This is a genomic window from Xanthobacter cornucopiae, from assembly GCF_043195065.2.
In the GTDB taxonomy this organism is placed as follows: Bacteria; Pseudomonadota; Alphaproteobacteria; order Rhizobiales; family Xanthobacteraceae; genus Xanthobacter.
The window spans coordinates 2,413,229-2,435,222 of record NZ_CM195531.1 but is presented as its reverse complement, the minus strand read 5'-3'; the positions used below and the strand labels follow the sequence as shown (position 1 = coordinate 2,435,222).

Sequence of the window (21,994 nt, the reverse complement as noted above, 5' to 3'; positions counted from 1 at the left end):
GGGGGTGAGACATGGGCCGTTTGGGGCGTTGGAGGGCCGGCGCGATCGCGCTGCTGGCATTGGCGGTGATGGGGCCAGGGCCCGGGCAGGCGGCCGCCGCCCGGGATGAGAAAGACACGCTGATCTATCTCCACTCCATCGAGCCCAAGACCCTCTACCAGTGGTGGACGCAGGCCGAGTATCCGCGTCGCCAGCTTCAGGACAGCCTGGTGTTCCTGGATGGCGAGGGCAACCTTCGCCCCTGGCTGGCCAAGAGCTGGAAGCAGGACGGCACCGTCTGGACCTTCAACCTGCGCGATGACGTGGTGTTCTCGGACGGCTCGAAGCTGAACGCGGAAACCGTGGCCAAGAATGTCGAATTCTGGCTCAAGATCTCGACCTCGGTGCCGGATTCCTTCTTCAAGGAAGCGAAGGTCATCGACGACAATACGGTGGAAATCCACACCACCATTCCCCAGCCCTGGCTGGCGCACCTGCTGTCGAGCAGCGGATTCGGGCTGAACTCCACGCCGTCGCTCGCGCGCGACATCAAGGAGATCGGCGAGAACCCCATCGGCAGCGGACCGTTCGTGCTGAAGGCGTGGAAGCGCGGCGACGAGATCGTGCTGGAGCGCAACGAGGCCTACAAATGGGGCCCGGTTCCGGGCAGCCCCGGCCCGGCGCAGCTGAAGACCATCCGCTGGAAGTTCGTGCCCGACGCCAATGCGCGCTGGCTGGCCCTGGAGAAGGGCGAGGCGGACCTGATCTACGATCCCCCGTCGGTCAAGTGGAAGGAGGCGAAGGAGAAATACCTCACCTCCACGCGCTTCGCCCCCGGCCGCGCCCAGTCTTTGTCTCTCAACACCGAGTTCGGCCCGTTCACCGACAAGAGGGTGCGGCAGGCCTTCGCCTATGCCAGCAACCGCCAGAAGATCGTGGACACCCTGTTCCGCGGCTCGGTCCAATACGAGGGCAACGGCGCCCTGTCGCAGACGACGCCTGAATACATCAACCTCGACAATGCCTATCCCTACGATCCCCAGAAGGCGGTGAAGCTGCTGGAAGAGGCGGGCTACACCACCGTCAACGCCGAGGGCTACCGCGTCAACGCCGAGGGCAAGGTGCTTCAGGTGGAGTTCCCGGTCTACCCGACCATCGTCAGCCCGGAAGGCTATGCCGCCCTGCAGGCCCTGCAGGCGGAGGTCAAGAAGGTGGGTTTCAAACTCAACCTGATCGCCCTCACCCCCACCGACCTTGCCGCCGGCCGCTACACCAAGCCGGACGAATACCATGTCTATCTCGGCTACTGGACCTGGTATGCGCCCACCGTGCTCTCCATCAACTATCGTCCCGGGGACGGCTCCACCGGCACCATCTTCGGCCGGCAGAACCTCAACCAGATCCTGACCACCGGCAGTTCGCCCAACCCCCACAATCGCGTGCGCTCGCGGGACTGGAAGCTGCAGGAGGCGATCCTCGCCGCGCACAGCGAGGAGGATCCGAAGGCCCGCCACGACAAGCTGGCGGCCATCCAGCAGCAGATCAGCGACGAGGCGCTCGCGCTCGGCTTCTACACCTCCACCTATAACCTGGCGGGACAGACGTATCTGACCGGCCTCACGCACAACATCTTCGGGCCGATCTTCTACGACCTGAAGAAAAACTGATCCGGACGCGCGGCGTGCAGGACACCACCCTCGATCAGGCGGACACACCCGCCGCCGGCATTCCCGGGCCTCGGCCCGCCGATGCCTGGCGGCGGGAGCAGGATGGCGCCGGCAGCCGAGCCCGGCTCCTCGCCATCGGCCGCGCCGTGCTCGGCAAGACCGGGCTCGCCCTGTTCACCCTGTGGGCGACGATCACGCTGCTGTTCATCGCCCAGGTGGTGTTGCCCGGCGACCGGGCCACCATCTACCTCAACGTGTACGAAGGCTACAGCGCCACGCGCGCGCCGGAGGAGCTGGCCCCGATCAACCGGGAGTTCGGCTTCGACCGCCCCATCGCGGAGCAGTATGCGCGCTACCTTGGCGGCGTGCTGCGCGGCGACCTCGGCATCGCCCTGCAGAGCCGCCGCAAGGTGACCGACATGATCCTGGAGCAGATCGCGCCCACCGCCGAGCTGGCGGTGGCGGCCATCGTCCTGGCATGGGTGATCACCCTGGCCTGGACGCTGGCCACCGCCGGGCGGCGCGCGTGGATCTCCCGCATCGGCGCTGCCGCCGAGGCGCTGGTGGCCGGCATGCCCTATTACTGGCTCGGCCTGATGCTGCTGCTGCTGTTCGCGGTGCATCTGGACTGGTTCCCGGTGCTCGGCGGCGCGTCGCTGCAGGGGCTGTGGCTGCCGGCGCTGACCCTGGCGCTGCCGCTGGCCGGCTTCCTCGGCCAGGCGATCCGCGCCGAATATGAGCGCGCGCTGGCCCAGCCGCATGTGCTCTCGTCCCGGGCGCGCGGCACCGCCGAATTGCGGGTGCGCGTGGTGCACGCCCTGCGTCTCGCCCTGATCCCCGGCATCACTCTCACCGGCTGGGCCATCGGCACGCTGGTTTCGGGCGCGGTGATCGTGGAGAGCGTGTTTTCCCGCCCCGGCATCGGCGCGCTGCTGGTGTCGGCGGTGGAGCTGAAGGAGTTCGAACTGATCTCCGGCATCATCCTCATGGTGAGCATGGTCTATGTGCTGCTCACCTTCGTGACGGACTGGCTCTATACCGTGGTCGATCCCCGCATCCGGCTCCAGCACAAGGGGAAGGCCTGATGTCCTTCATGGAGCTGAGTGCCGGGGGAAGCCGGCTGCGCGGCTGGGCGGGCGTGGCGTGGGGCGAGGCGCGCCGCGCGCCGGTCCTGGTCTGGCTGTCGGCGCTGGTGATCGGCCTGACCATCTGGGCGTCGATCGCGCCGCAGACGCTGGTGGTGCATGCGCCGCTGGACACGGACCTGTCCAACGTGCTGGTCTCCTTCAGCGCCGAGCACTGGCTGGGGTCGGACGAGATCGGCCGCGATCTGTATGCGCGGGTGGTCTACGGGGCGCGGGAATCCTTCCTGATCGGTCTGTGCGCCATCCTGGTGGCCATCGTGCTGGCGCTGCCGCTGGGCTTCCTGGGGGCGCTGGCGCCGCCGCTCGCGCGCCATGCGGTGGATCGCTTCATCGAGGTGCTGCTGGGCTTTCCCACTTTGCTGGTGGCGCTGCTGTTCGTGACCATTCTCGGCCAGAGCCCGCTGAACGTCGCCATCGCCGTGGGGATCGGCTCGGCGCCGGGATACGCGCGGCTGATCCGCGGGCAGACCTTCCTGGTGCGCGGCAGCGCCTATGTGGAAGCGGCGCTGGCGCTGGGACACACGCGGCCCGCCATCCTGTTCCGGCACATCATCCCCAATGCGGTGCGCCCGCTGGTGCCCATTACCGGGCTTGGGGTCGGCAAGGCCATCGTGTGGTCATCCAGCCTGTCGTTTCTCGGGCTGGGGGTGAAGCCGCCGTCTTCGGAATGGGGCGCGCTGCTGGCCGCCGGCAAGGGGCAGATGCTGGAGGCGCCGTGGCTGCTGGTGGTGCCGGGAACGGCCGTGGTGCTGGTGGCGTTGAGCTTCTCGACCGTCTTCAGCCACATCCAGACCCGTGCGGAAGGGGCCTGAGCAATGGCGATGACCGGGCCCGACGTGCTGCTTCAGGCGGAGAATCTCGCTGTCGGCTTCCACACGCCGCGTGGCTACAAGCCCGTGGTCAAGGGCTTCAACCTCACCCTGCGCCGGGGGGAGACCGTCGCCATCGTCGGCGAATCCGGCTCTGGCAAGACGGTGGCGACCCGCGCGCTGATCGGTCTGGCGGGCGATGCCGCGGTGGTGGATGCCGATGTGCTGCGCTTCGGCGCGCAGGACCTTCTCACGGCCAGCCGACAGGCGCTCCGCGCCCTGCGAGGCGCCCAGGTGGGCTATGTGCTGCAGGACGCGCTGGTGTCGCTGGACCCGCTGCAGCCGATCCGCAACGAAATCGCCGAGCCGCTGCGTACCCACACCCGCCTGTCGCGGGCGCAGGTCCAGGGTCGTATTCTCGATCTGCTGGCCGAGGTGGGCGTGCCCCACCCGGAGATCCGCAAGGACCAGTATCCGGGCGAGTTGTCCGGCGGCCTGCGCCAGCGCGCCCTGATCGCGACGGCGTTGGCCGTGCGCCCGCCCGTCATCATCGCCGACGAGCCCACCACGGCGCTGGACGTGGTGGTTCAGGCCCAGGTGATGGGCGTGCTGGAGCAGCTCATCGCCGGCGGCACCAGCCTGATCCTGATCAGCCATGACCTGTCGGTGGTGGCCCGGCTGGCCGACCGCATCCTGGTCATGAAGTCGGGCGTGGTGGTGGAGGAGGGCAGCCGCGACCAGGTGCTGCGCGACCCCCGGCATGCCTACACCCAGGCGCTCCTGCGGGCGGTTCCCACCGGCGCCACCCGTGGCCGGCGTCTGAGCGCCTCGCCGCCGCCGCCGATCCGCCCGCGTCCGGCGGCGTCCGCGTCCGACGGCACCGCCGGCGAGGTCATCCTGCGGGCGCGCAACCTGCGCAAGACCTTTCGCGGGCCGGACGGGCAGCGGCACACGGCTGTGAACGACGTGTCCTTCGACCTCGTCAAGGGCGAGGTGCTGGGCATCGTCGGGGCGTCCGGCTCCGGCAAGAGCACGGTGGCGCGGCTGCTGCTGGCGCTGGACCCCTACGATGCCGGTGCCGTGCTCTACCGTGGCGTCGAGTGGCCGCGCGCCGATGCGCGGACGCGACGGCAGGTGCGCGGCAAGATCTCGGTGGTCTATCAGGACCCCTACAGCTCCTTCGACCCGCGCTGGAGCGTCGCCCGTATCCTCGACGACGCCCTGCGGCTGCATGCCGGCGGGCGCCGGATCGGCCCCGCCGACGTGGTGGCGCTGCTGGAGACGGTGGGCCTCGACCGCAGCCACCTGAAGATGCTGCCGCTCAACCTGTCCGGCGGCCAGCGCCAGCGCGTCGCCATCGCCCGGGCGCTGGCGGTGGAGCCGGAAATCCTGATCCTGGACGAGGCGGTGTCGGCGCTGGATGTGAGCATCCAGGCGCAGATTCTCGATCTGCTGGGTGACCTGAAGGCCCTTTATGGCCTGAGCATCATTTTCATCTCCCACGACCTGGGCGTCATCCACCACATCGCCGATCGCGTGCTGGTGATGAAGGACGGCGCGGTGGTCGAGGCGGGCGCCGCCGATGACGTGTTCCACGCGCCCCGGCATCGTTACACGCAGGACCTGGTCTCGGCCTTGCCACAGCTATGACGTTTCACCTCCACCCTCCGGCCCATCCGCGTTACGTCGTCTCGCTGGAGCCCGGGCTTCAGGACGCGCTCCTGACGCCGGACCGCGCCGCCGCCGACCTGCTGCGCCTGCTGGACGACAGCCGTGCTTTCGCCGCCGTGCATCTGCCGGCCTCGGACGTCGCGCGCGAGCCGCTGCTGCGGGCGTCGGCGCTGACCGCCCGGCTGCCTCGCACTGGCCTGATCGCCGAGGTGGACATCGCCCGCAAGCACCCGGTCAACGTGGCGCGCGCGCTGGTGTCCCTCAGCCATCTCAGCGGGCACAGGGCCGGCTGGGGCCTTCGCCCGGCGGACGAGGCGGCGCTGCGGGCGCACAATCCCTGGCTGGCGGACACGCCCGCGAACGCCGGGGCGGGATCGATCCGGCGGGAATTCGCCGCCCTGGTGACCGCGCTCAGCCGCAGCTGGCCGTACGAGAGCCTGATCGGCGACCGCGCGCGCGGCTGGTTCCATGTGGAGGGTGCCATCGGCACGATCCGGCATCGGGGGAACTTCGCTGTCGAGGGCGTGCTCAACATCCCCTCCGCGCCGCACGGCGCCATTCCGTTCCTGACGTTCGACACCGATACCGAGCTGCGCGGCCACCTGCGGGTGGGGCGGGAGCCGGTGCGCAGCCCGGCGGCGGACGCCGCGGATGTGGCGCTGTTTCCGATCGAGGCGCCCTCAAACGCCGTCATCGGTCCCCTGGTGGACCAGCCCGTCCTCTATTTCGTGACGGGCATCCGCCACGCGGAGCAGGTGCGGGCCCTCAAACGCGACGCCGAGCTGGCGCGGCCGGACGATGAGCCGGCGGAGGCGGATGCGTCCATCTGGGACCTGCTCGGCGTGCGCCCCTCGGTGGCGGCGCTGGACCCCGTCTAAGTCTTCCGGAGCGAGCCCGTGCCGCACCCTGTTTTCAACGTCAATGTCTGGGATTTCGGCGCGAACCCGGCGGCGTGGCGATCGTCCCGGCTGGGCGCGCGGGCGAACCTCGATCCCGCGTACTGGCGGGAGATCGCCGGCCTGCTGGAGCGCGGCGGCTTCCAGGCCCTGTTCCTGGCCGACAGCCCGTCGCTGAACGAGGAGCCGCAGATCCGCCCGACCCGCTTCCTGGAGCCGTGCACGATCCAGGCGGCGCTGGCCGGCAGCACCAGCCGCCTCGGCCTGATCGCCACCATGTCCAGCACCTTCAACGATCCGGTCGACCTGGCCGAACAGGCGTTGTTGCTCGACGCGGTGTCGGGGGGCCGTTTCGGCGTGAACATGGTCACCACCACCAGCCCCATCGCCGCCCGCCTGTTCGGCCACGCCGGGCATCCGGACCGGGCCGTGCGCTATGCCCGGGCCTTTGAGTTCGTGCAGGTGTTTCGCGACTATTGGACGGCACGCCGCCGGGGTGAGGGCTTTTGCTTCAAAGGTCGGTTCTTCCGGTACGACATTGCGGACGGCCCGCCGCTGGATGTGCCGGCCGAGCCGTTTCTGCTGCAGGCCGGCGGCTCGGCGGAGGGCGCCGGGCTGGCCGGCCGGTTCGCGCACGCGGTGTTCGCCGCGGAAATGCAGAAGGAGGCGGCGATCGCCAACCGCAAGGCGGTGCGGGACGCTGCGGCGGCATGCGGGCGGCCGCCGCCGCGCTATCTGCCGGGATTGACCGCGTGCCTGGGCTCCACCCGGGAGGAGGCCCGCCGCAATTTCGAGGCGTTTCAGCATCTGGGCGCGCCGGATTTCCTGCTGCGTCACCTCAACAAGCTCCTGGACCTGAGCATTGGCGCCGAAGACCTCGACACCCGGGCCGTGGCCTATTTCGATCGCTTCGACGTCACCGCGCCGACGTCCGGCGGTTCGATGGGCTTTCGCAAGTCCGTGTACGCCTTCGCCGCCGAGGGTGACCTGAGCCTGCGCCAGCTGCTGCAGCATTTTGGCGCCTTCGGGCACCAGATCGTGTTCGGCACGCCGCAGGACGTGGCCGATCTGATCGAGGACTGGTATCGCGCCGGCGCCTGCGATGGCTTCAACATCATCCCGGACGTGTTTCCCTCCGGGCTGGAGCGCTTCATCGACCATGTGCTGCCCCTCCTGACGCGGCGCGGCCTGTTCCGGCATCCGGACGACGGCGGCGTCTCGCTGTTCGGAAGGGGACGTTATGAGAGCGCCGCCCCGCCGGGCGAAGGCCGGCCGGCGCGGGACGCAGTCGCCTGAGAGGGGGGACATGGCTGGGCTTCAGGCCCGGCACGCGCCCGGCAACGCGGAGGCGGCCGGGTGGGCGCGGCTGTCGCCGCCGGGAAGCCATGGGCAGGCCTTGCGTTCGCGGTTGACCCCCCGCGCGAGACGGCGTTTGTGGGGGAGCGGCGGGCGTGAAACTCCGCCGGGGCGGATGGAAGCCGGGCCCTGGCGGTCCGCGTCGATCGCCACCTCTCAGGGGTTTCCCAGCCGCCTCATCCGGAGCGAGCGCCACCATGGACGACACGGGCATCGGCAAGCTGCTTCCCGGCTTCCAGCGGCGGCGGGTGCGCACCTCCGGCGCCGAGATCAGCCTCGCGGTGGCCGGGGACGGGCCGCCGCTGCTGCTGTTGCACGGCCATCCGCAGACCCTGGCCTGCTGGCACAAAGTGGCGCCGGCGCTCGCGCGGGACTTCACCGTGGTGCTCGCCGACCTGCGGGGCTATGGCGATAGCAGCAAGCCGGACGGCGGCCCCGACCACATGGCTTATTCCAAGCGCGAAATGGCCCGCGACCAGGTGGAGGTGATGCGCGCCCTCGGCTTCGCGCGGTTCGCCGCGGTGGGCCACGATCGGGGCGCCCGGGTGCTGCATCGCCTGCTGCTCGATCATCCCGAGGCGGTGTCGAAGGCGGCGCTGCTCGACATCGCGCCCACCGCCACGATGTACGCCCACGTCACGAAAGAATTCGCCACCCGCTACATGTGGTGGTTCTTCCTCATCCAGCCGGCGCCGCTGCCGGAGACCCTGATCGGCGCGAACCTCGACTTCTACCTCCAGGCGCACATGGACAAGCAGAACCGGACGCCGGGCGCCATCGACCCCGCCGCCTATGCCGAATACCGGCGCTGCTACACCCACGAGACGCTGCACGCGGTGTGCGAGGACTATCGCGCCGCGGCCGGCATCGACCTCGTCCACGACGCGGCGGATGCCGACGCGATGATCGCCGCGCCGGTGCTCGTGCTGTGGGGGGAAAAGGGCGTGGTGGGTGCCACTTACGATGTCCTGGCGACGTGGCGGGAGAAGGCGCGCGACGTGCGCGGCAGCAGCCTTCCCTGCGGCCATTACCTGCCGGAGGAGGCCCCGGACGCCCTGCTCGCCGCCCTGCGGGACTTCCTCTCCTGAATGCGTTGACCAACCGGCGGCGCACCTTCGCCACGCGCTTGACAGGCGCGCGACTTTAGAGCCATTGAAGGAAATGTCCCGCGTCGTGAACCGCATGATGACCGCGTTCCGGGCCCTGGCGCTGCGCCAGGGCGTGGTGGTGGCGCTCGTGCTGAGCCTCGTGGCCGGACCGTTCCTCAATGTGCTGAACACGCGCCATGCCGGCGAAGCGGAAGCGGCTGTTTCCAGCCTGCTCCTCGGTTTCTCCGATCCCGGCGGGGTGGTGTCCGATGCCTCGGTGATGGCATCCGCCATGGACCCGGCGCAGCGCGGTGACAAGCCCACGCCGGTGGCGGACACGTCGTCCGCCGATCATGGCTGCCATGGCTGCGCGGCGTTCGTGCTGCCGGTGGTCGAGGCGTCACGCTTCGAGCATCTGGTCGCCGTGCGTGTCGCGGGCGAGCCGCTCATCGCCGCAGGCCGCACCGTTCCCACCGAAATCCGTCCGCCCCTGCCTCTGATCTGAGCCCTGTTCGCGCGCCGTCGCACCGCGTCGGCGTTCTGCCAATAGCCATCGGATCAGACCATGCCGCCCCGTGCCCTCGCGCGTGCGCTTGTGGCAGCCCTCGTGCTGCTGCCGGCGTCGCAGACGCGCGCCGAATCCGCGCGTCCCCTGTCCTTGACCAGTGCCCTGGCGCGTGCGCTTGCCGCCAATCCCCGCCTCACAGCGGCGGAACGGGATATCGGCATGGCGTCCGGCCGCTCCACCCAGGCCGCCGCCGTTCCGAACCCGGACCTGTCCCTTGAAGTGGACAACGCCATGGGTTCCGGCTCCTACCAGGGGCTGGACCTGGCGGAACAGACGCTGCAGATCAGCCAGCTCGTGGAGCTCGGCGGCAAGCGCGAGGCGCGCATGGCCGCCGCCGGCGCCGGCGTCACCGTCGCGCGCTGGGAGCGTGAGGCGATCCGCCTGCAGGTGCTGGCGGAAACCACCGCCGCCTTCTCCGCGGTGCTCGGCGCGCAGCAGCGCGTCGCCATTCTCGATCAGCAGGCGGGGGCCATCGCCCGGCTGGCGCCGCTGCTGCAGACGCGGGTGGATGCGGGCGCTTCCTCTCCGGCGGAGATTTCCCGCGCCCGCGTCGCCGCCGATTTCGCCAAGGTGGAGCTGGACCGCGCCCGGGCCGCCCTGGGCACCGCGCGGCGCGATCTCGCCGTGCTGATGGGGGTGAACGAGGCCCGGTTCAGCCGCGCCACCGGCAACTTCTTCAAGGTGAGCGGCCCGCCGCCGCTGCCACGCCTCATCAAGCAGACGCAGGGCAACCCCCAGCTCACCCGCTTCACGGCCCTGCAGGGGCAGCGGCGCGCGGAAGTGCGCGCGGCCCAGGCCAAGGCGGTGCCCGACGTGACCCTGGGCATCGGTTACCGCCACTATAACGAGACCGCCGACAGCGGCATGCGCGTCACGCTCTCGGTGCCGATTCCCGTGTTCGACCGCAATGAGGGCGGCATCTACGAGGCGCAGGAATCCTTGCGCCGGGCGGAGGCGGAGGAGGCCATCGCCCGCGGCGCCCTGATCTCCCAGCTCGGGCGCGCCCATGACACGCTGAAGGCCTCCTATGACGAGGTGAGCCTGTTGCGCACCAGCACCATCCCCGGCGCACGCAGCGCCTTCGAGGGGGTGGAGCGGGGCTATGGGGAGGGTCGCTACACGCTGCTGGAGCTGCTGGACGCCCAGTCCGCGCTCACCGACGCGTCGCTGCGGGAGCTCGACGCCCTGGTCAATTTCCACACCGCGCTCGCGACCATCGAGGGCCTGATCGGCCAGCCGGTGAACCTCAGCAAGGGAAAGACGAAATGAGCCGCACGGCGCGACGCGACCTGGCGATGCTCGTGGTCGGCCTCGTGGCCGGCGCGGGTGCCATCTATGCCTTGCAGGGCCCGGCGGCGCCGGGGGCCGGCGCGGTGGCCACCGCAGCGGGGCAGGGGGCTGAAGAGGGCCATGGCGGGGGCGGCGAAAGCCATGGCGAGGGCGGCGTGGAATTGAACGACGCCAAGCTCTCCACCGCCGGCATCGGGCTGGAGACCGCGGGGCCGGAGAAACTGCGGCAGAAGCTGCGGCTCAACGGCCTGGTCCAGACCAACCAGGAAACCGTGGTGCAGGTGACGCCGCGCTTTCCCGGCATCATCCGCGAGATCCGCGTGCGCATTGGCGACACGGTGCGCAAGGGCGACGTGCTCGCCGTCATCGAGAGCAACCAGAGCCTCACCACCTACGACCTGAAGGCCCCCATTGGCGGCACCGTGGTGGACCGCCAGGTGGCGCTGGGCGAATACGCCTCGGAACAGAAACCGGCCTTCGTGGTGGCGGACCTCTCCACCCTGTGGGTGGACCTCTCCGTGTACCGGCGGGATTTCGCGCGGGTGCGGGTGGGCGACACCGTGGAGGTGGACCCCGAAGACGGCGGCGCACCCATCGCCGGCGCCGTGGCGTATGTCTCGCCCATCGGCGCAGCCGACACGCAAACCGCGCTCGCCCGCGTGGTGATCCCCAACGACGGCCTGCGCCTGCGACCGGGCCTGTTCGCGGGCGGCACCATCACCCTGGCCGAAAAGCCGGTGGATGTCGCCGTGCGTCCCGGCGCGCTGCAGGCCATCGACGGGCGCACGGTGGTGTTCGTGCGCAATGGCGACGCCTTCGAGCCGCGCGACGTGGAGATCGGCGACCGCGATGCCGAATGGGCCGAAGTGCTGTTCGGCCTGATGCCGGGCGACGTCTATGCCGCGAAGAATGCGTTCGTGGTGAAGGCCGAGCTCGCCAAGGGGAGCGCCAGCCATGAGCATTGATGCCATCGCGCATGAAGAGCTGCGGCTGCTCACCGCGCTCATCCATCCCGAGCTCGAGGAGCGGGTGGTGCGGGCGCTGCAGGAGCTGCCGCACTTCCCCGGCTTCACGCTGGTCGAAGTGCGTGGCCAGGGCCGCGGCCGTGGCGTCGGCGGCGCCTATGAGGCGAGCGAGTATGACCTCGCCTACCAGCGCCATCTGCGGCTGGAAATCGTCTGCCGTGCCGGCGAGGCCGGGCCCATCGCGCGCCTCATCGCCCGCGCCGGCTGGACCGGGCGGCGCGGCGACGGGGTGGTGTTCATCACCCCGGTGGAGAGCTTCGCCCGCATCCGCGAGGCGGGCGCGCCGAGCGGGACTGAGGAGGGCGTGCGGTGATCGACGCCATTCTCGCCTTCTCCATCCGCCAGCGCTGGCTGGTGGTTCTGGTGTGCCTCCTGGTGGGCGCGTTCGGGGCGTGGAACTTCACCCGCCTGCCCATCGATGCGGTGCCGGACATCACCAATGTCCAGGTGCAGATCAACACGTCCGCGCCCGGCTTCTCGCCGCTGGAGGTGGAGCAGCGCATCACCTTCCCCATCGAGACCGCCATGGGCGGCCTGCCGGGGCTGCAATATACGCGCTCCCTCTCCCGCTATGGCCTGTCCCAGGTCACGGTGGTGTTCGCCGATGGCACCGATATCTATTTCGCCCGCCAGCTGGTGAATGAGCGCATCCAACAGGCCAAGGACCAGCTTCCCCAAGGGGTGGAGACGGCCCCCGGCCCCATCTCCACCGGCCTCGGCGAAATCTACATGTACACGGTGGAGGCCAAGCCCGGCGCGAAGAAGCCGGATGGCACGCCTTATTCCCCCACCGAGCTTCGGACCATCCAGGATTGGATCATCAAGCCGCAGCTGCGCACCGTGCCCGGCGTGGTGGAGGTGAACACCATTGGCGGCTTCGCCCGGCAGTTCCATGTGCTGCCGGACCCGGCGCGGCTGATGGCCTACAACATCTCGTTCCGCGACGTGATGACCGCGCTCGCCGCCAACAACGCCAATGTGGGCGCCGGCTATATTGAGCGCAATGGCGAGCAATACCTGGTGCGCACGCCGGGCCAGGTGGCGAACCTGGACGAAATCCGCGACATCGTCATCGGCAGCCGCGATGGCACGCCGATCCGCATCGGCGACATTGGCGAGGTGCGCGAGGGCCGCGAGCTGCGCACCGGCGCGGCGACGCTCAATGGCGGAGAAGTGGTGCTGGGCACCACCATGCTGCTCATTGGCGAGAACAGCCGCACCGTGGCCCAGAGGGTGGCTGCGCGCCTGGAGGACATCTCCCGCTCCCTGCCGGAGGGGGTGATTGCCCGCGCCGTTTATGACCGCGCCCATCTGGTGGAAGCCACCATCGCCACGGTGGAAAAGAACCTGCTGGAAGGCGCCCTGTTCGTGGTGGTGGTGCTGTTCGTGCTGCTCGGCAATTTCCGGGCCGCGCTCGTCACCGCCTGCGTGATCCCTCTCTCCATGATGCTCACCATCACGGGCATGGTGGAGAACAAGGTTTCCGCCAATCTCATGAGCCTCGGCGCCATCGATTTCGGCATCATCATCGATGGAGCCGTCATCATCGTGGAAAACTGCCTGCGCCTGCTGGCGGAGGAGCAGCACAAGCGCGGCCGGCTGCTGACGCGCGCGGAACGGTTCCAGACCATCCTCGCCGGCTCGAAGGAAGTCATCCGCCCGAGCCTGTTCGGCACCCTCATCATCGCCGTGGTGTATCTGCCCGTGCTCACCCTGACCGGGGTGGAGGGCAAGATGTTCACGCCCATGGCGGTCACGGTGCTGATGGCGCTGGCGGCGGCGGCGGTGTTCTCCATGACGTTCGTTCCGGCGGCGGTGGCGCTGCTTGTCACCGGCAAGGTCTCCGAACACGAGAACATCATCATGCGCACGGCGCGGCGCATCTACACGCCGCTGCTGGATGCCGCCATCAACTATCGCGCGGTGGTGGCGCTCCTGGCGATGGGGCTCATCCTGGCCACCGGCGTTGCGGCCTCGCGCATGGGCGGCGAGTTCATCCCCAGCCTCGACGAGGGGGATGCCGCCATCCAGGCGCTGCGCGTGCCCGGCACCAGCCTCACCCAATCGGTGGAGATGCAGGAGGCGTTGGAAAAGCGCCTGCTCCAGGTGCCCGAGGTGAAGGAGGTGTTCGCCCGCACCGGCACGGCGGAGGTGGCCACCGACCCCATGCCGCCCTCCATCTCCGACGGCTACATCATCCTGAAGCCCCGCGCCGAGTGGCCGGACCCGCGCAAGAGCAAGGCGCAGGTGATGGCGGATATCGAGGAGGCCTCCGAGGACGTGGCCGGCAGCAATTATGAGCTGTCCCAGCCCATTCAGCTGCGCTTCAACGAACTCATCTCGGGCATTCGCTCGGATGTGGGCGTGAAGATCTTCGGCGACGATCTCGACACCTTGCTGCTGGTGGCGGGCCAGGTGGAAGCGGTGGTGCGTGCCATTCCCGGCGCGGCCGATGTGAAGAGCGAGCAGGTCTCCGGCCTGCCCATGCTCACCGTCGCCCTCAATCGCCCGGCCATGGCGCGCTATGGCGTGAGCGTGGCGGAGGTGCAGGAGCTGATCGAGATCGCCGTGGGCGGCCGCTCCGCCGGCGTGCTGTTCGAGGGCGACCGCCGCTTCGACATCATGGTGCGCCTGCCGGAGGAACTGCGCACCGACATCGAGGCCCTGCGGGCCCTGCCCGTGCCCCTGCCCCCGCCGGCAGCGGACCCGGACAAGCCGCGCGCCGCGGTGTGGGCCTCGGGCGCCAATGCCCAGATCCGCTATGTGCCGCTCGCCTCCATCGCCAGCCTCTCCATCTCCCCCGGCCCCAACCAGATCAGCCGGGAGAACGGCAAGCGCCGCATCGTGGTGAGCGCCAATGTGCGCGAGCGCGACCTCGGTTCGTTCGTGACGGAGGCCCAGCGCCAGGTGGCGGAGAAGGTGAAGCTTCCGGAAGGCTATTGGATCGGCTGGGGCGGGCAGTTCGAGCAGCTCGTCTCCGCCACCGAGCGCCTCGCCATCGTGGTGCCCATCGCGCTCGCGCTCATCTTCCTGCTGCTGTTCATGAGCTTCGGCTCGCTGGCGGATGCGGCGCTGGTGTTCTCCGGCGTGCCGCTGGCGCTCACGGGCGGCATCGCGGCGCTGCTGCTGCGGGACCTGCCTTTGTCCATCAGCGCCGGCATCGGCTTCATCGCGCTCTCGGGCGTGGCGGTGCTGAACGGGCTCGTCATCATCGCCTTCATCCAGAAGCTGCGGGCGGACGGGCGGGAGATCGTCGCCGCCGTGCGCGAAGGCGCCCTGACCCGCCTTAGGCCGGTGCTGATGACGGCGCTGGTGGCCTCCCTCGGCTTCGTGCCCATGGCAATCGCCACCGGGCCGGGCGCGGAAGTGCAAAGGCCCCTCGCCACCGTGGTCATCGGCGGCATCGTCTCATCCACCATCCTCACTTTGCTCGTGCTGCCGGCGCTCTACGTGCTGTTCCGGCGCGAGACCAAGGCGGCCGCGCCAATGGGTGCGGCAACCGCGAGCCCAGCTCCCTAAGCCCCGAAAAGAACGGAGACTTTCCCGTGTTGAAACATCTGATTGCCGCGGCATGCCTGCTGGCCGCCACCCCCGCGCTCGCCCAATCGCCGGCCGAAAGCGGCCATGGCCACGGCGCGCAGAAGGGCCCCCATGGCGGCGCCCTGGAGGACATCGCCGGCGTCCATGCCGAAATCGAGGTGTCGGGCAAGACCCTCACCGTGCACGTGCTGGATGGTGCCGGCAAGGGCGTGGACACCACCGGCTTCAGCGGCTCGGCGCTGCTGGTCCTCGGCGGCGCGCGCCAGACCCTGGCGTTGAAGCCAGCCGGCGAAACCCTGGTCGGCGAGGCGGGCGCGCCCATCGCCGCCGGCACCGCGGTCACGCTGGTGCTCAAGACGGCTGCCGGTACGTCCGGCCAGGCCAAATTCACGACTCATTGAGGAGGAACGGATGAACAGGAGCGCGATGACATTCCTGGCCCGTGGGGCGGTGGCGCTGCTGGCGCTCGGCGCCGCCGCGCCGGCCCTGGCCCTCGATCCGCAGCCGACCACCTATCGCGACAAGCAGAAGCATGCCTTCCGCGATGTGCAACTGGGGGTCACCCATCCCGCCGCCGGTGCGTCGGCGGACGAAGGGTCCGCGCGCAGCAGCGCGGCGGCGAAGACGGGGGAGGCGGGTGGCACGGCGTCAACCGCGCGCCGCCGCTCCGCGCTGCCGGCCGATGCGCCGGCGACGTCCACCCAGCTCGCGGCGACCCCGTCTGCGACGGCGGCGCAAGGTGTGGCGCGGTGACGCCCAACGGGTGCTGTAAGGCGAGGGGAGCGGCCGCGTGAGGAGGCTTCTCCTTCGTCTGCTGCTGGCGATCGGCCTGTGCCTGGCCGGGCTTGGCGGCGGCGGCTTCAGCCTGCCTGCCGCCGCCGCGAGCCTGGTGGATGGCGCGCACCATGGTCCTCAGGACGGCGGCACCGGGCATGGCGCCTGTGCGCGCAGCCGCTGCGAGTGCGACGGCTGCCCGCACCTGGCTGCGCCACGCCTGTTCCGCTGGGCCCTGCCGCTCCAGCGGGGCAGGCGGTGGCCGCCAGAGGCGCGCACCGCCTGGGGCGCCGGTCCTGAAGTGGAGGACCCCCCGCCACGAAGTCCGCGTGTTGAGATGAGCTGAAACAGTCCAGAGTCCATTCAACATTCGAGCTTCAATCATGACGCGTTACATCTTCATTCTCGGCTTCTCCCTCCTGCCGTTCATGGCCTCCGCCGAGCCGTATGCGCCAACGCTCAGCGCGGAGGAGCAGGAGCGGCACGAGTTCGCCGATGTGCAGAAGGACAATTATCCAAGCGGCAGGATCGAGGACCCGTCTGGTGCGACCCCGCGGCCGACGGGCCCTGGCAGCATCGGCGCGGGCCAAGGTGTGGGCCAGCCCCGGGAGAGGACCCCGGGCGTCCAGCAGTGACGCCGCGGGCCTGAAAAGGGGAGGGGCGGGCGCTCCGCCCCTCTTCTCACGCCCGCCCGTCCAGCTCCGGAGAGATCAGACCATGAGGATCGTTTTGCGCCGTCGCTCCACCCGGGTTCCGGCCGTCGCCCTGGGGCGCCAGCCGGGTCAGTGGCTCGGTCGCGCCCTGCTCGTCGCACTGCTGGCGGGGGGCGCGGCCGCGGACACGGCCCGGGCGGCCGGGCGGGAGACCGTTCAGGCGCCGCCGGGCGAATTGCGGGCGCAGGCCACGGGTCACCTGAAGTTCCTCTACACGATGTATTTCGCCATCCGCGCCTGCACCGAGGCCGCTCAGGAGCAGTTCGAGCCCGCCTTCCGGCCCACCGTCAGCCTGGCGGAGGCGCAAAGGGTGCTGAAGGCGGCGGATGCCTCCGCCCGCTCGGTCGGGGTCGATGTGGATCGGGCCTGGCTCGAAATGAGCCCCATCGGCCAGGCGGCCGGGGAGGCCCTGAAGCAACGCTCCGCGGATGCTTTCAAGAAGTGCCAGCAGAGCGGCATGTTTTTCCGCACGGCGACGTCGAAGCTCCAGCTCGTCATCACCCAGATGAACGGCACCGTGCCGCTGATCGAGAAGGATTTTTGATCGTCTCCCCAGGCCCTGGCCGGTGCGGCGGCCGGGCCCTGCGCCGGCCGCCGCGCTTGGGTCAGATGTTGTCGATCTTCAACACCGGCGCGGTGTCCGCGCGGGTGCGCGCGCACGCCTCCGCGTCGACTTTCAGGTCGATGCCGTAGGTGGGAATGATGCGCTTCAGCGCCGGCAGCCATCCCTCGTCCGTCAGTCGATCGGCGAAGCAGGTCTGGAGCACTTCCAGGGCGATGAAGGCCGCGGTCGAGGCCCCGGGGGAGGCGCCGAGCAGCGCCACCAGCGACTTGTCCGCCGCCGGCACCAGCTCGGTCCCGAATTCGAGATAGCCGCCGCCGTGGGGATAGGGCTTGATGATCTGCACCCGCTGGCCGGCGACCGCCTCCTTCCAGTCGGCGCGGGCGGCGGTGGGGAAGAACTGTTGCAGAATGGAGAACTGGTGGGAGGAGCTCTGCAGCACCTGGCCGATCAGGTACTCGGTCAGGGCGACGTTGTTCTTGGCGACGTCCAGCAGCGGAATGATGTTGGACGGGGTGATGGCTTCGAACAGGTCCAGCAGCGAGCCCTGCTTCAGGAACTTGGTCGAGAAGCCGGCATAGGGGCCGAACAGCAGCGATTTCTTGCCGCCGATGATGCGGGTGTCGAGGTGCGGCACCGACATGGGCGGGGAGCCGCTGGCAGCCTTGCCGTAGACCTTGGCGTGATGGCGCTGGCTCACCGCATCGACGTCGCAGCGCAGCCAGATGCCGCTCACCGGGAAGCCGCCATAGCCCCGGCCTTCGGGGATCTTGGACATCTGCAGCAGGTCGAGGGAATCGCCGCCGGCGCCGATGAAGACGAACTTGGCCGAGACGCTCTGGCGCGACTTGTCGGCGTGGTTTTCCACCGTCACGCGCCAACGCCCGTCGCCCTCGCGCTCCAGCCCCACCACCTGGCGGTTGACATGCAGCTCGAACCCCGCCTGGGCGCTGAGCTGCGCCACCAGCAGATGGGTGAGCGCGCCATAGTCCACGTCGGTTCCGGTGATGATGCGCGTGGCCGCCACCTTCTGGTCCGGCGCGCGGTCCTCCATGATCAGCGGCGCCCATTCGGCGATCTGCGCCGGGTCCTCGCTGAACTCCATGCCGTGATAGCAGTGGTGGGCGGACATCTCCTTGAAGCGGGCCTTGAGGAAGGCCACGTTTTCCTCGCCCCACACGAAGCTCATGTGCGGGCAGGGATGGATGAAGGCGCGCGGATCGGGGATCGCGCCCTTGCGCACCAGATGGGTCCAGAGCTGGCGCGAGATGTCGAATTCGGTGTTGACGGTCAGCGCCTCGGAGATGTCAATCGAGCCATCCGGGCGCTGGGGGGTGTAGTTCAATTCGCAATTGGCGGCATGGCCGGTGCCGGCATTGTTCCAGGAGTTGGAGCTTTCCTGGCCGCAATCGCCCAGGCGCTCGAACATGACGACGGAAAGCGAGGGCTCCAGCTCCTTCAGCACGGTGCCGAGGGTGGCCCCCATGATGCCGGCGCCAATGAGGACGATATCGGGATTTTCAACGGACGGCTGCGACACGACGGACCTCCACGGGCTCAGCTGTTGGCCACCAGGGGAACGAAGCCGAGATCGGTCCCCTCCTCATAGACCACATAGGCCCGGCGCCAGGGCTCGTCGCCGATCAGCCGCCACTTGTGGCCGGAGCCGGAATTGTCCTGGGCGATGAGAATGTCGCCGGGCCGGAGGGTGAAGGTGGCGCCGGACTTGGTCTCGAACTCCAGGGTTCCCGACAGGGTGATGACGTAGCGCGGCTCGGGGTCCTGGTGCCACGCGAAAGAGCCGCCGCTTGCGGTCTCGCGGAAGGAGATGCTCTTCGCCGCCGCGGCCTTGCCGATGAAATCGCCGCGCTCACCCTCGGCGAGGGCGATGGTGCCCTCCTCGAACAGGGAGTTGCCGTCGGCTCCGGTCCACATCCTGACGCACCTGATCATCGTATGTCCCCCCCTTGCTTCACGCGCCCGCCAGTCCGCTGCCGACCATGTCGAGCGGCCGGATGGTCTTGTCGAACAGCTCCGCGTCCACCTTGCCGGAGGCCAGCGCCGCCTCGCGCAGCGTGGTGCCGTCGGCGATCGCCTTCTCGGCGATGTGCGCGGCGTTCTGATAGCCGATGACCGGCGACAACGCGGTCACCAGCATCACGGAGCCGTTCACATAGTCCTCGATCTTCTTGCGGTTCAGCTGCGTTCCCTCGACGGAGAATTCCCGGAACCGGGCGCAGCCGTCGGCGAGGATGCGCGCCGAATGCAGGAAGTTGTTGATGATGACCGGCCGCATGGCGTTGAGCTCGAAATTGCCCTGGCTGCCGGCCACCGACACCGCGGTGTCGTTGCCCATGACCTGGATGGCGATCATGACCATGGCTTCGCACTGCGTGGGGTTGACCTTGCCCGGCATGATGGAGGAGCCGGGCTCGTTCGAGGGCAGCAGCAGTTCGGCGAAGCCGCAGCGCGGGCCGGAGGCCAGCCAGCGCATGTCGTTGGCCACCTTCATCAGCGCCACGGCGAGCCCGCGCAGCGCGGCATGGGCGCGAACCATGGCGTCGAGGGAGCCTTGCGCGGCAAACTTGTTCGGCGCGGTGACGAACGGGCGTCCGGTCAGCTCGGCGATCTTGGTGGCGACATCCTGCGCGAAGCCCTTCGGCGCGTTGAGGCCGGTGCCCACCGCCGTGCCGCCGACCGCAAGCTGGTAGAGGCCGGCGCGGCTCGCCTCGATGTCGGCGATGGCGGCGCGGATCTGCCCCGCCCAGCCGTACCATTCCTGGCCGACGGTCAGGGGCACCGCGTCTTCCAGATGGGTGCGGCCGATCTTGACCACGTCCATCCACCCGTCCGCCTTCTGCTCGATGGTGGCGGCGAGCCGGGTAACTTCCGGCACCAGCAGGTCGTCGATGGCGAACACCGAGGCGATGTGCATGGCGGTGGGGAAGGTGTCGTTGGACGACTGGCCCATGTTGACGTCGTCGTTGGGGCCGACCGGGTGCTGGGAGCCCAGCACCCCGCCCAGCAGCTGGATCGCCCGGTTCGACAGCACCTCGTTGACGTTCATGTTGGACTGCGTGCCCGAGCCGGTCTGCCAGACGTAGAGCGGGAAATGGTCGTCCAGCCGGCCGGCGATCGCCTCGTTCGCGGCGCGGATGATGGCGTCGCGCTTCTCGTCCGGCAGGCGCCCGGCCGCGGCATTGACGATGGCGCAGGCCTTCTTGACGTAGCCATAGGCGTGGTACACCGGCTTCGGCATCCGGTCGTCGCCGATGTTGAAATGGTGCAGCGACCGTTCGGTCTGCGCGCCCCAGTAGCGGTCGGCGGGAACCTCGACGTCGCCCATGGAATCGAATTCGCGCCGCACGCCGGTCGCATCAATACCGATCGGCAGGTCGAGCAGGGTCTTGGTGTCGTCGGGGAGCGCGGGCATGGTCAGAACTCCGAGCAGAGTGAACGTGGGTGGGTCTGTGCCGGTCCCGGCCGCCTGATGCTGCCGAACGGGGCCGAGACTATTGATTTCCAGGTCCCGGCACACAACCGCGCGCGGGCTCCGGCGTGTGGCATATGGTGCCGGGGGGCGGGTCGATGGCCGCATGAGGTTTCGGCGTGCGGTCCGCGCATCGGGGGGCTCGATCAGGGGGCTGCGGTTCGCGGGCATCATGACATCTGCGCGGGGCGCGGCCATGTCGAATTCGGGTCGGTTCAGGTGTCCGTGGCCGCGGGCGGCGGCGCGGGGCGGGCCACCTCCGGGCTGGCCACCTCGGGCCGGGCAACTTGCTGCGCGGCGCTGCGCAACACCGCGCAGAAGGCGTCGCCGGCCGCGCCGGCCGGTCCCGAATGGCCCTCCAGCACATAGCTCAGCGTGCCCAGCGAGGGCAGGCCCGCGTCGGCGGCCAGCGCGGCGATGCCCGGTGTCCTGAAGCTGCGGCCGATGGCCATGACACCGAGCCCGGCTTCCGCCGCCGCCAGCAGGCCAAGCAGATTGCTGCCCTCCACCACAATGGTCCAGTCGCGGCGGGCCGCGGTCAGCGCGGTCTCGACGATGGCCCGCGTGATGCTGGGGGCGGTGTAGGTGATGAGCTTCAGCGGTGCGCCGGGCGCGACCTGCGTGCCCGGATGGCCGACCCATGCCAGGTGCTCATGCCAGAGCACGTCCCCCCGGTCGTCCTGGTGGCCTTTGCCCAGGATCAGGTCCACTTCCTCGGCGCGCAGGGCATCATGCAGGTGCTCGTTGCGGCCGGTGACGAATTTCATGCCGAAGTTCGGGAATTCCTGGCGGAAGATGCTCAGTGCCAGGGGCAGGCGGGTGGTGGCGAACTCGTCCTCGATGCCAACCTTCAACAGGCCCTGCAGGGCAGGCCGGGCCAACACCTGGCGCGCATCCTCGGTCAGCGCGAGGATGGAGCGGGCGTAGATCAGCATGGCCTCGCCATCGGCGGTCAGCTCGACCCGGCGCGTCGTGCGCCGGATGATCCGCCGCCCGATGCGCTTCTCCAGCCGTGCGATGCGCTGGCTGATGGCCGATTGGGAACAGCCGAGCGTCGCTGCCGCCCGGCTGAAACTGCGGCTCGTCGCCACCGCATCAAATGCCCTGAGTTCGTCCGTGTCGATCAGTCCGTCTTGCCCAGCCATGCCCTGTCCGTGCTGCCCGTCCCTTCGATGTGAATATTGATAGCACGCTTTCGATGACGCGCCAGCAACATGCTGTCTTGATCTCATTTATTGAGTTTAGATATAAATTCCTCGTTCAAATGAAATAAATAAAAAATCTGAAAATATATCGACATTGCGACGGTGCTTTCATATATCGACGTAGCTGTTTTTGTTTCGCAAGGTTGGGATTCGATATTTACCGCGATGTGTTGTTCGATTGATATTCCGGTATAAGTGATTTTCTCCGGTTGGCAT

21 protein-coding genes are annotated in these 21,994 nt (G+C 69.1%); 17 read left to right on the top strand and 4 right to left on the bottom strand.

Annotation, left to right across the window (positions count from 1 at the left end):
• Positions 1–68 precede the first annotated feature (68 nt).
• The 17 genes from V5F53_RS10770 (at position 69) to V5F53_RS10690 (ending at position 17,065) form a co-directional block, all read left to right on the top strand.
• A complete protein-coding gene (locus tag V5F53_RS10770; protein ID WP_393996433.1) occupies positions 69–1,646 on the top strand; it encodes an ABC transporter substrate-binding protein in 1,578 nt (525 codons plus the stop codon).
• Positions 1,647–1,660: 14 nt separating this feature from the next.
• Positions 1,661–2,731 (top strand): ABC transporter permease, encoded by a 1,071-nt coding sequence (locus tag V5F53_RS10765; protein ID WP_393996432.1) that lies wholly within the window; start codon positions 1,661–1,663, stop codon positions 2,729–2,731.
• Entirely contained in the window at positions 2,731–3,603 is an 873-nt protein-coding gene (locus V5F53_RS10760) for an ABC transporter permease (protein WP_393996431.1), read from the top strand. The genes V5F53_RS10765 and V5F53_RS10760 overlap by 1 nt, the downstream gene beginning before the upstream one ends.
• A gap of 9 nt (positions 3,604–3,612) precedes the next feature.
• Positions 3,613–5,250 carry a dipeptide ABC transporter ATP-binding protein gene (locus V5F53_RS10755; RefSeq protein WP_393996430.1) on the top strand — a complete coding sequence of 546 codons (1,638 nt, stop codon included), beginning with the start codon at positions 3,613–3,615 and terminating at the stop codon, positions 5,248–5,250.
• Positions 5,247–6,149: an LLM class oxidoreductase gene (locus V5F53_RS10750; RefSeq protein WP_393996429.1), complete on the top strand. Its 903-nt coding sequence runs from the start codon at positions 5,247–5,249 to the stop codon at positions 6,147–6,149. The genes V5F53_RS10755 and V5F53_RS10750 overlap by 4 nt, the downstream gene beginning before the upstream one ends.
• 18 nt (positions 6,150–6,167) lie before the next feature.
• Entirely contained in the window at positions 6,168–7,463 is a 1,296-nt protein-coding gene (locus V5F53_RS10745) for an LLM class flavin-dependent oxidoreductase (RefSeq protein ID WP_393996428.1), read from the top strand.
• Positions 7,464–7,720: 257 nt separating this feature from the next.
• Positions 7,721–8,611 carry an alpha/beta fold hydrolase gene (locus tag V5F53_RS10740; RefSeq protein ID WP_393996427.1) on the top strand — a complete coding sequence of 297 codons (891 nt, stop codon included), beginning with the start codon at positions 7,721–7,723 and terminating at the stop codon, positions 8,609–8,611.
• 73 nt (positions 8,612–8,684) lie between these two features.
• Positions 8,685–9,116 carry a hypothetical protein gene (locus V5F53_RS10735; RefSeq protein WP_393996426.1) on the top strand — a complete coding sequence of 144 codons (432 nt, stop codon included), beginning with the start codon at positions 8,685–8,687 and terminating at the stop codon, positions 9,114–9,116.
• 60 nt (positions 9,117–9,176) lie between these two features.
• Positions 9,177–10,448 carry a TolC family protein gene (locus V5F53_RS10730; RefSeq protein WP_393996425.1) on the top strand — a complete coding sequence of 424 codons (1,272 nt, stop codon included), beginning with the start codon at positions 9,177–9,179 and terminating at the stop codon, positions 10,446–10,448.
• Positions 10,445–11,434, top strand: coding sequence for a divalent metal ion exporter adaptor subunit IhpB (ihpB, locus tag V5F53_RS10725; protein WP_393996424.1), 990 nt, complete (start codon positions 10,445–10,447; stop codon positions 11,432–11,434). The genes V5F53_RS10730 and ihpB overlap by 4 nt, the downstream gene beginning before the upstream one ends.
• Entirely contained in the window at positions 11,424–11,807 is a 384-nt protein-coding gene (locus tag V5F53_RS10720; protein ID WP_393996423.1) for a P-II family nitrogen regulator, read from the top strand. Before ihpB ends, V5F53_RS10720 begins: the two co-directional genes overlap by 11 nt.
• Positions 11,804–15,013 (top strand): efflux RND transporter permease subunit, encoded by a 3,210-nt coding sequence (locus V5F53_RS10715; protein WP_393996422.1) that lies wholly within the window; start codon positions 11,804–11,806, stop codon positions 15,011–15,013. Before V5F53_RS10720 ends, V5F53_RS10715 begins: the two co-directional genes overlap by 4 nt.
• A gap of 26 nt (positions 15,014–15,039) precedes the next feature.
• Positions 15,040–15,435: a hypothetical protein gene (locus V5F53_RS10710; RefSeq protein WP_393996421.1), complete on the top strand. Its 396-nt coding sequence runs from the start codon at positions 15,040–15,042 to the stop codon at positions 15,433–15,435.
• A 10-nt stretch (positions 15,436–15,445) separates the two neighbouring features.
• Positions 15,446–15,787 (top strand): hypothetical protein, encoded by a 342-nt coding sequence (locus V5F53_RS10705; RefSeq protein WP_393996420.1) that lies wholly within the window; start codon positions 15,446–15,448, stop codon positions 15,785–15,787.
• A 37-nt stretch (positions 15,788–15,824) separates the two neighbouring features.
• Complete coding sequence (locus V5F53_RS10700; RefSeq protein ID WP_393996419.1) at positions 15,825–16,154, top strand: hypothetical protein; 330 nt, start codon at positions 15,825–15,827, stop codon at positions 16,152–16,154.
• Between the two features lie 37 nt (positions 16,155–16,191).
• Positions 16,192–16,443, top strand: a complete 252-nt coding sequence (locus V5F53_RS10695; RefSeq protein ID WP_393996418.1) for a hypothetical protein — start codon at positions 16,192–16,194, stop codon at positions 16,441–16,443.
• An 82-nt stretch (positions 16,444–16,525) separates the two neighbouring features.
• Entirely contained in the window at positions 16,526–17,065 is a 540-nt protein-coding gene (locus tag V5F53_RS10690) for a hypothetical protein (RefSeq protein WP_393996417.1), read from the top strand.
• Positions 17,066–17,126: 61 nt separating this feature from the next.
• On the opposite strand, the gene mqo is transcribed toward V5F53_RS10690, so the two are convergent.
• The 4 genes from mqo to V5F53_RS10670 all read right to left on the bottom strand — a co-directional run bounded on the left by mqo (position 17,127) and on the right by V5F53_RS10670 (position 21,718).
• Positions 17,127–18,623, bottom strand: a complete 1,497-nt coding sequence (mqo, locus tag V5F53_RS10685; RefSeq protein WP_393996416.1) for a malate dehydrogenase (quinone) — start codon at positions 18,621–18,623, stop codon at positions 17,127–17,129.
• A gap of 17 nt (positions 18,624–18,640) precedes the next feature.
• Positions 18,641–19,018, bottom strand: a complete 378-nt coding sequence (locus V5F53_RS10680) for a cupin domain-containing protein (RefSeq protein WP_393996415.1) — start codon at positions 19,016–19,018, stop codon at positions 18,641–18,643.
• A 37-nt stretch (positions 19,019–19,055) separates the two neighbouring features.
• Positions 19,056–20,516: a class II fumarate hydratase gene (gene fumC / locus V5F53_RS10675; protein WP_393996414.1), complete on the bottom strand. Its 1,461-nt coding sequence runs from the start codon at positions 20,514–20,516 to the stop codon at positions 19,056–19,058.
• A gap of 272 nt (positions 20,517–20,788) precedes the next feature.
• The gene (locus tag V5F53_RS10670) at positions 20,789–21,718 is read right to left on the bottom strand and encodes a LysR family transcriptional regulator (RefSeq protein ID WP_393996413.1); all 930 of its coding nucleotides are present in this window, start codon (positions 21,716–21,718) and stop codon (positions 20,789–20,791) included.
• Between the last annotated feature and the right edge of the window lie 276 nt (positions 21,719–21,994).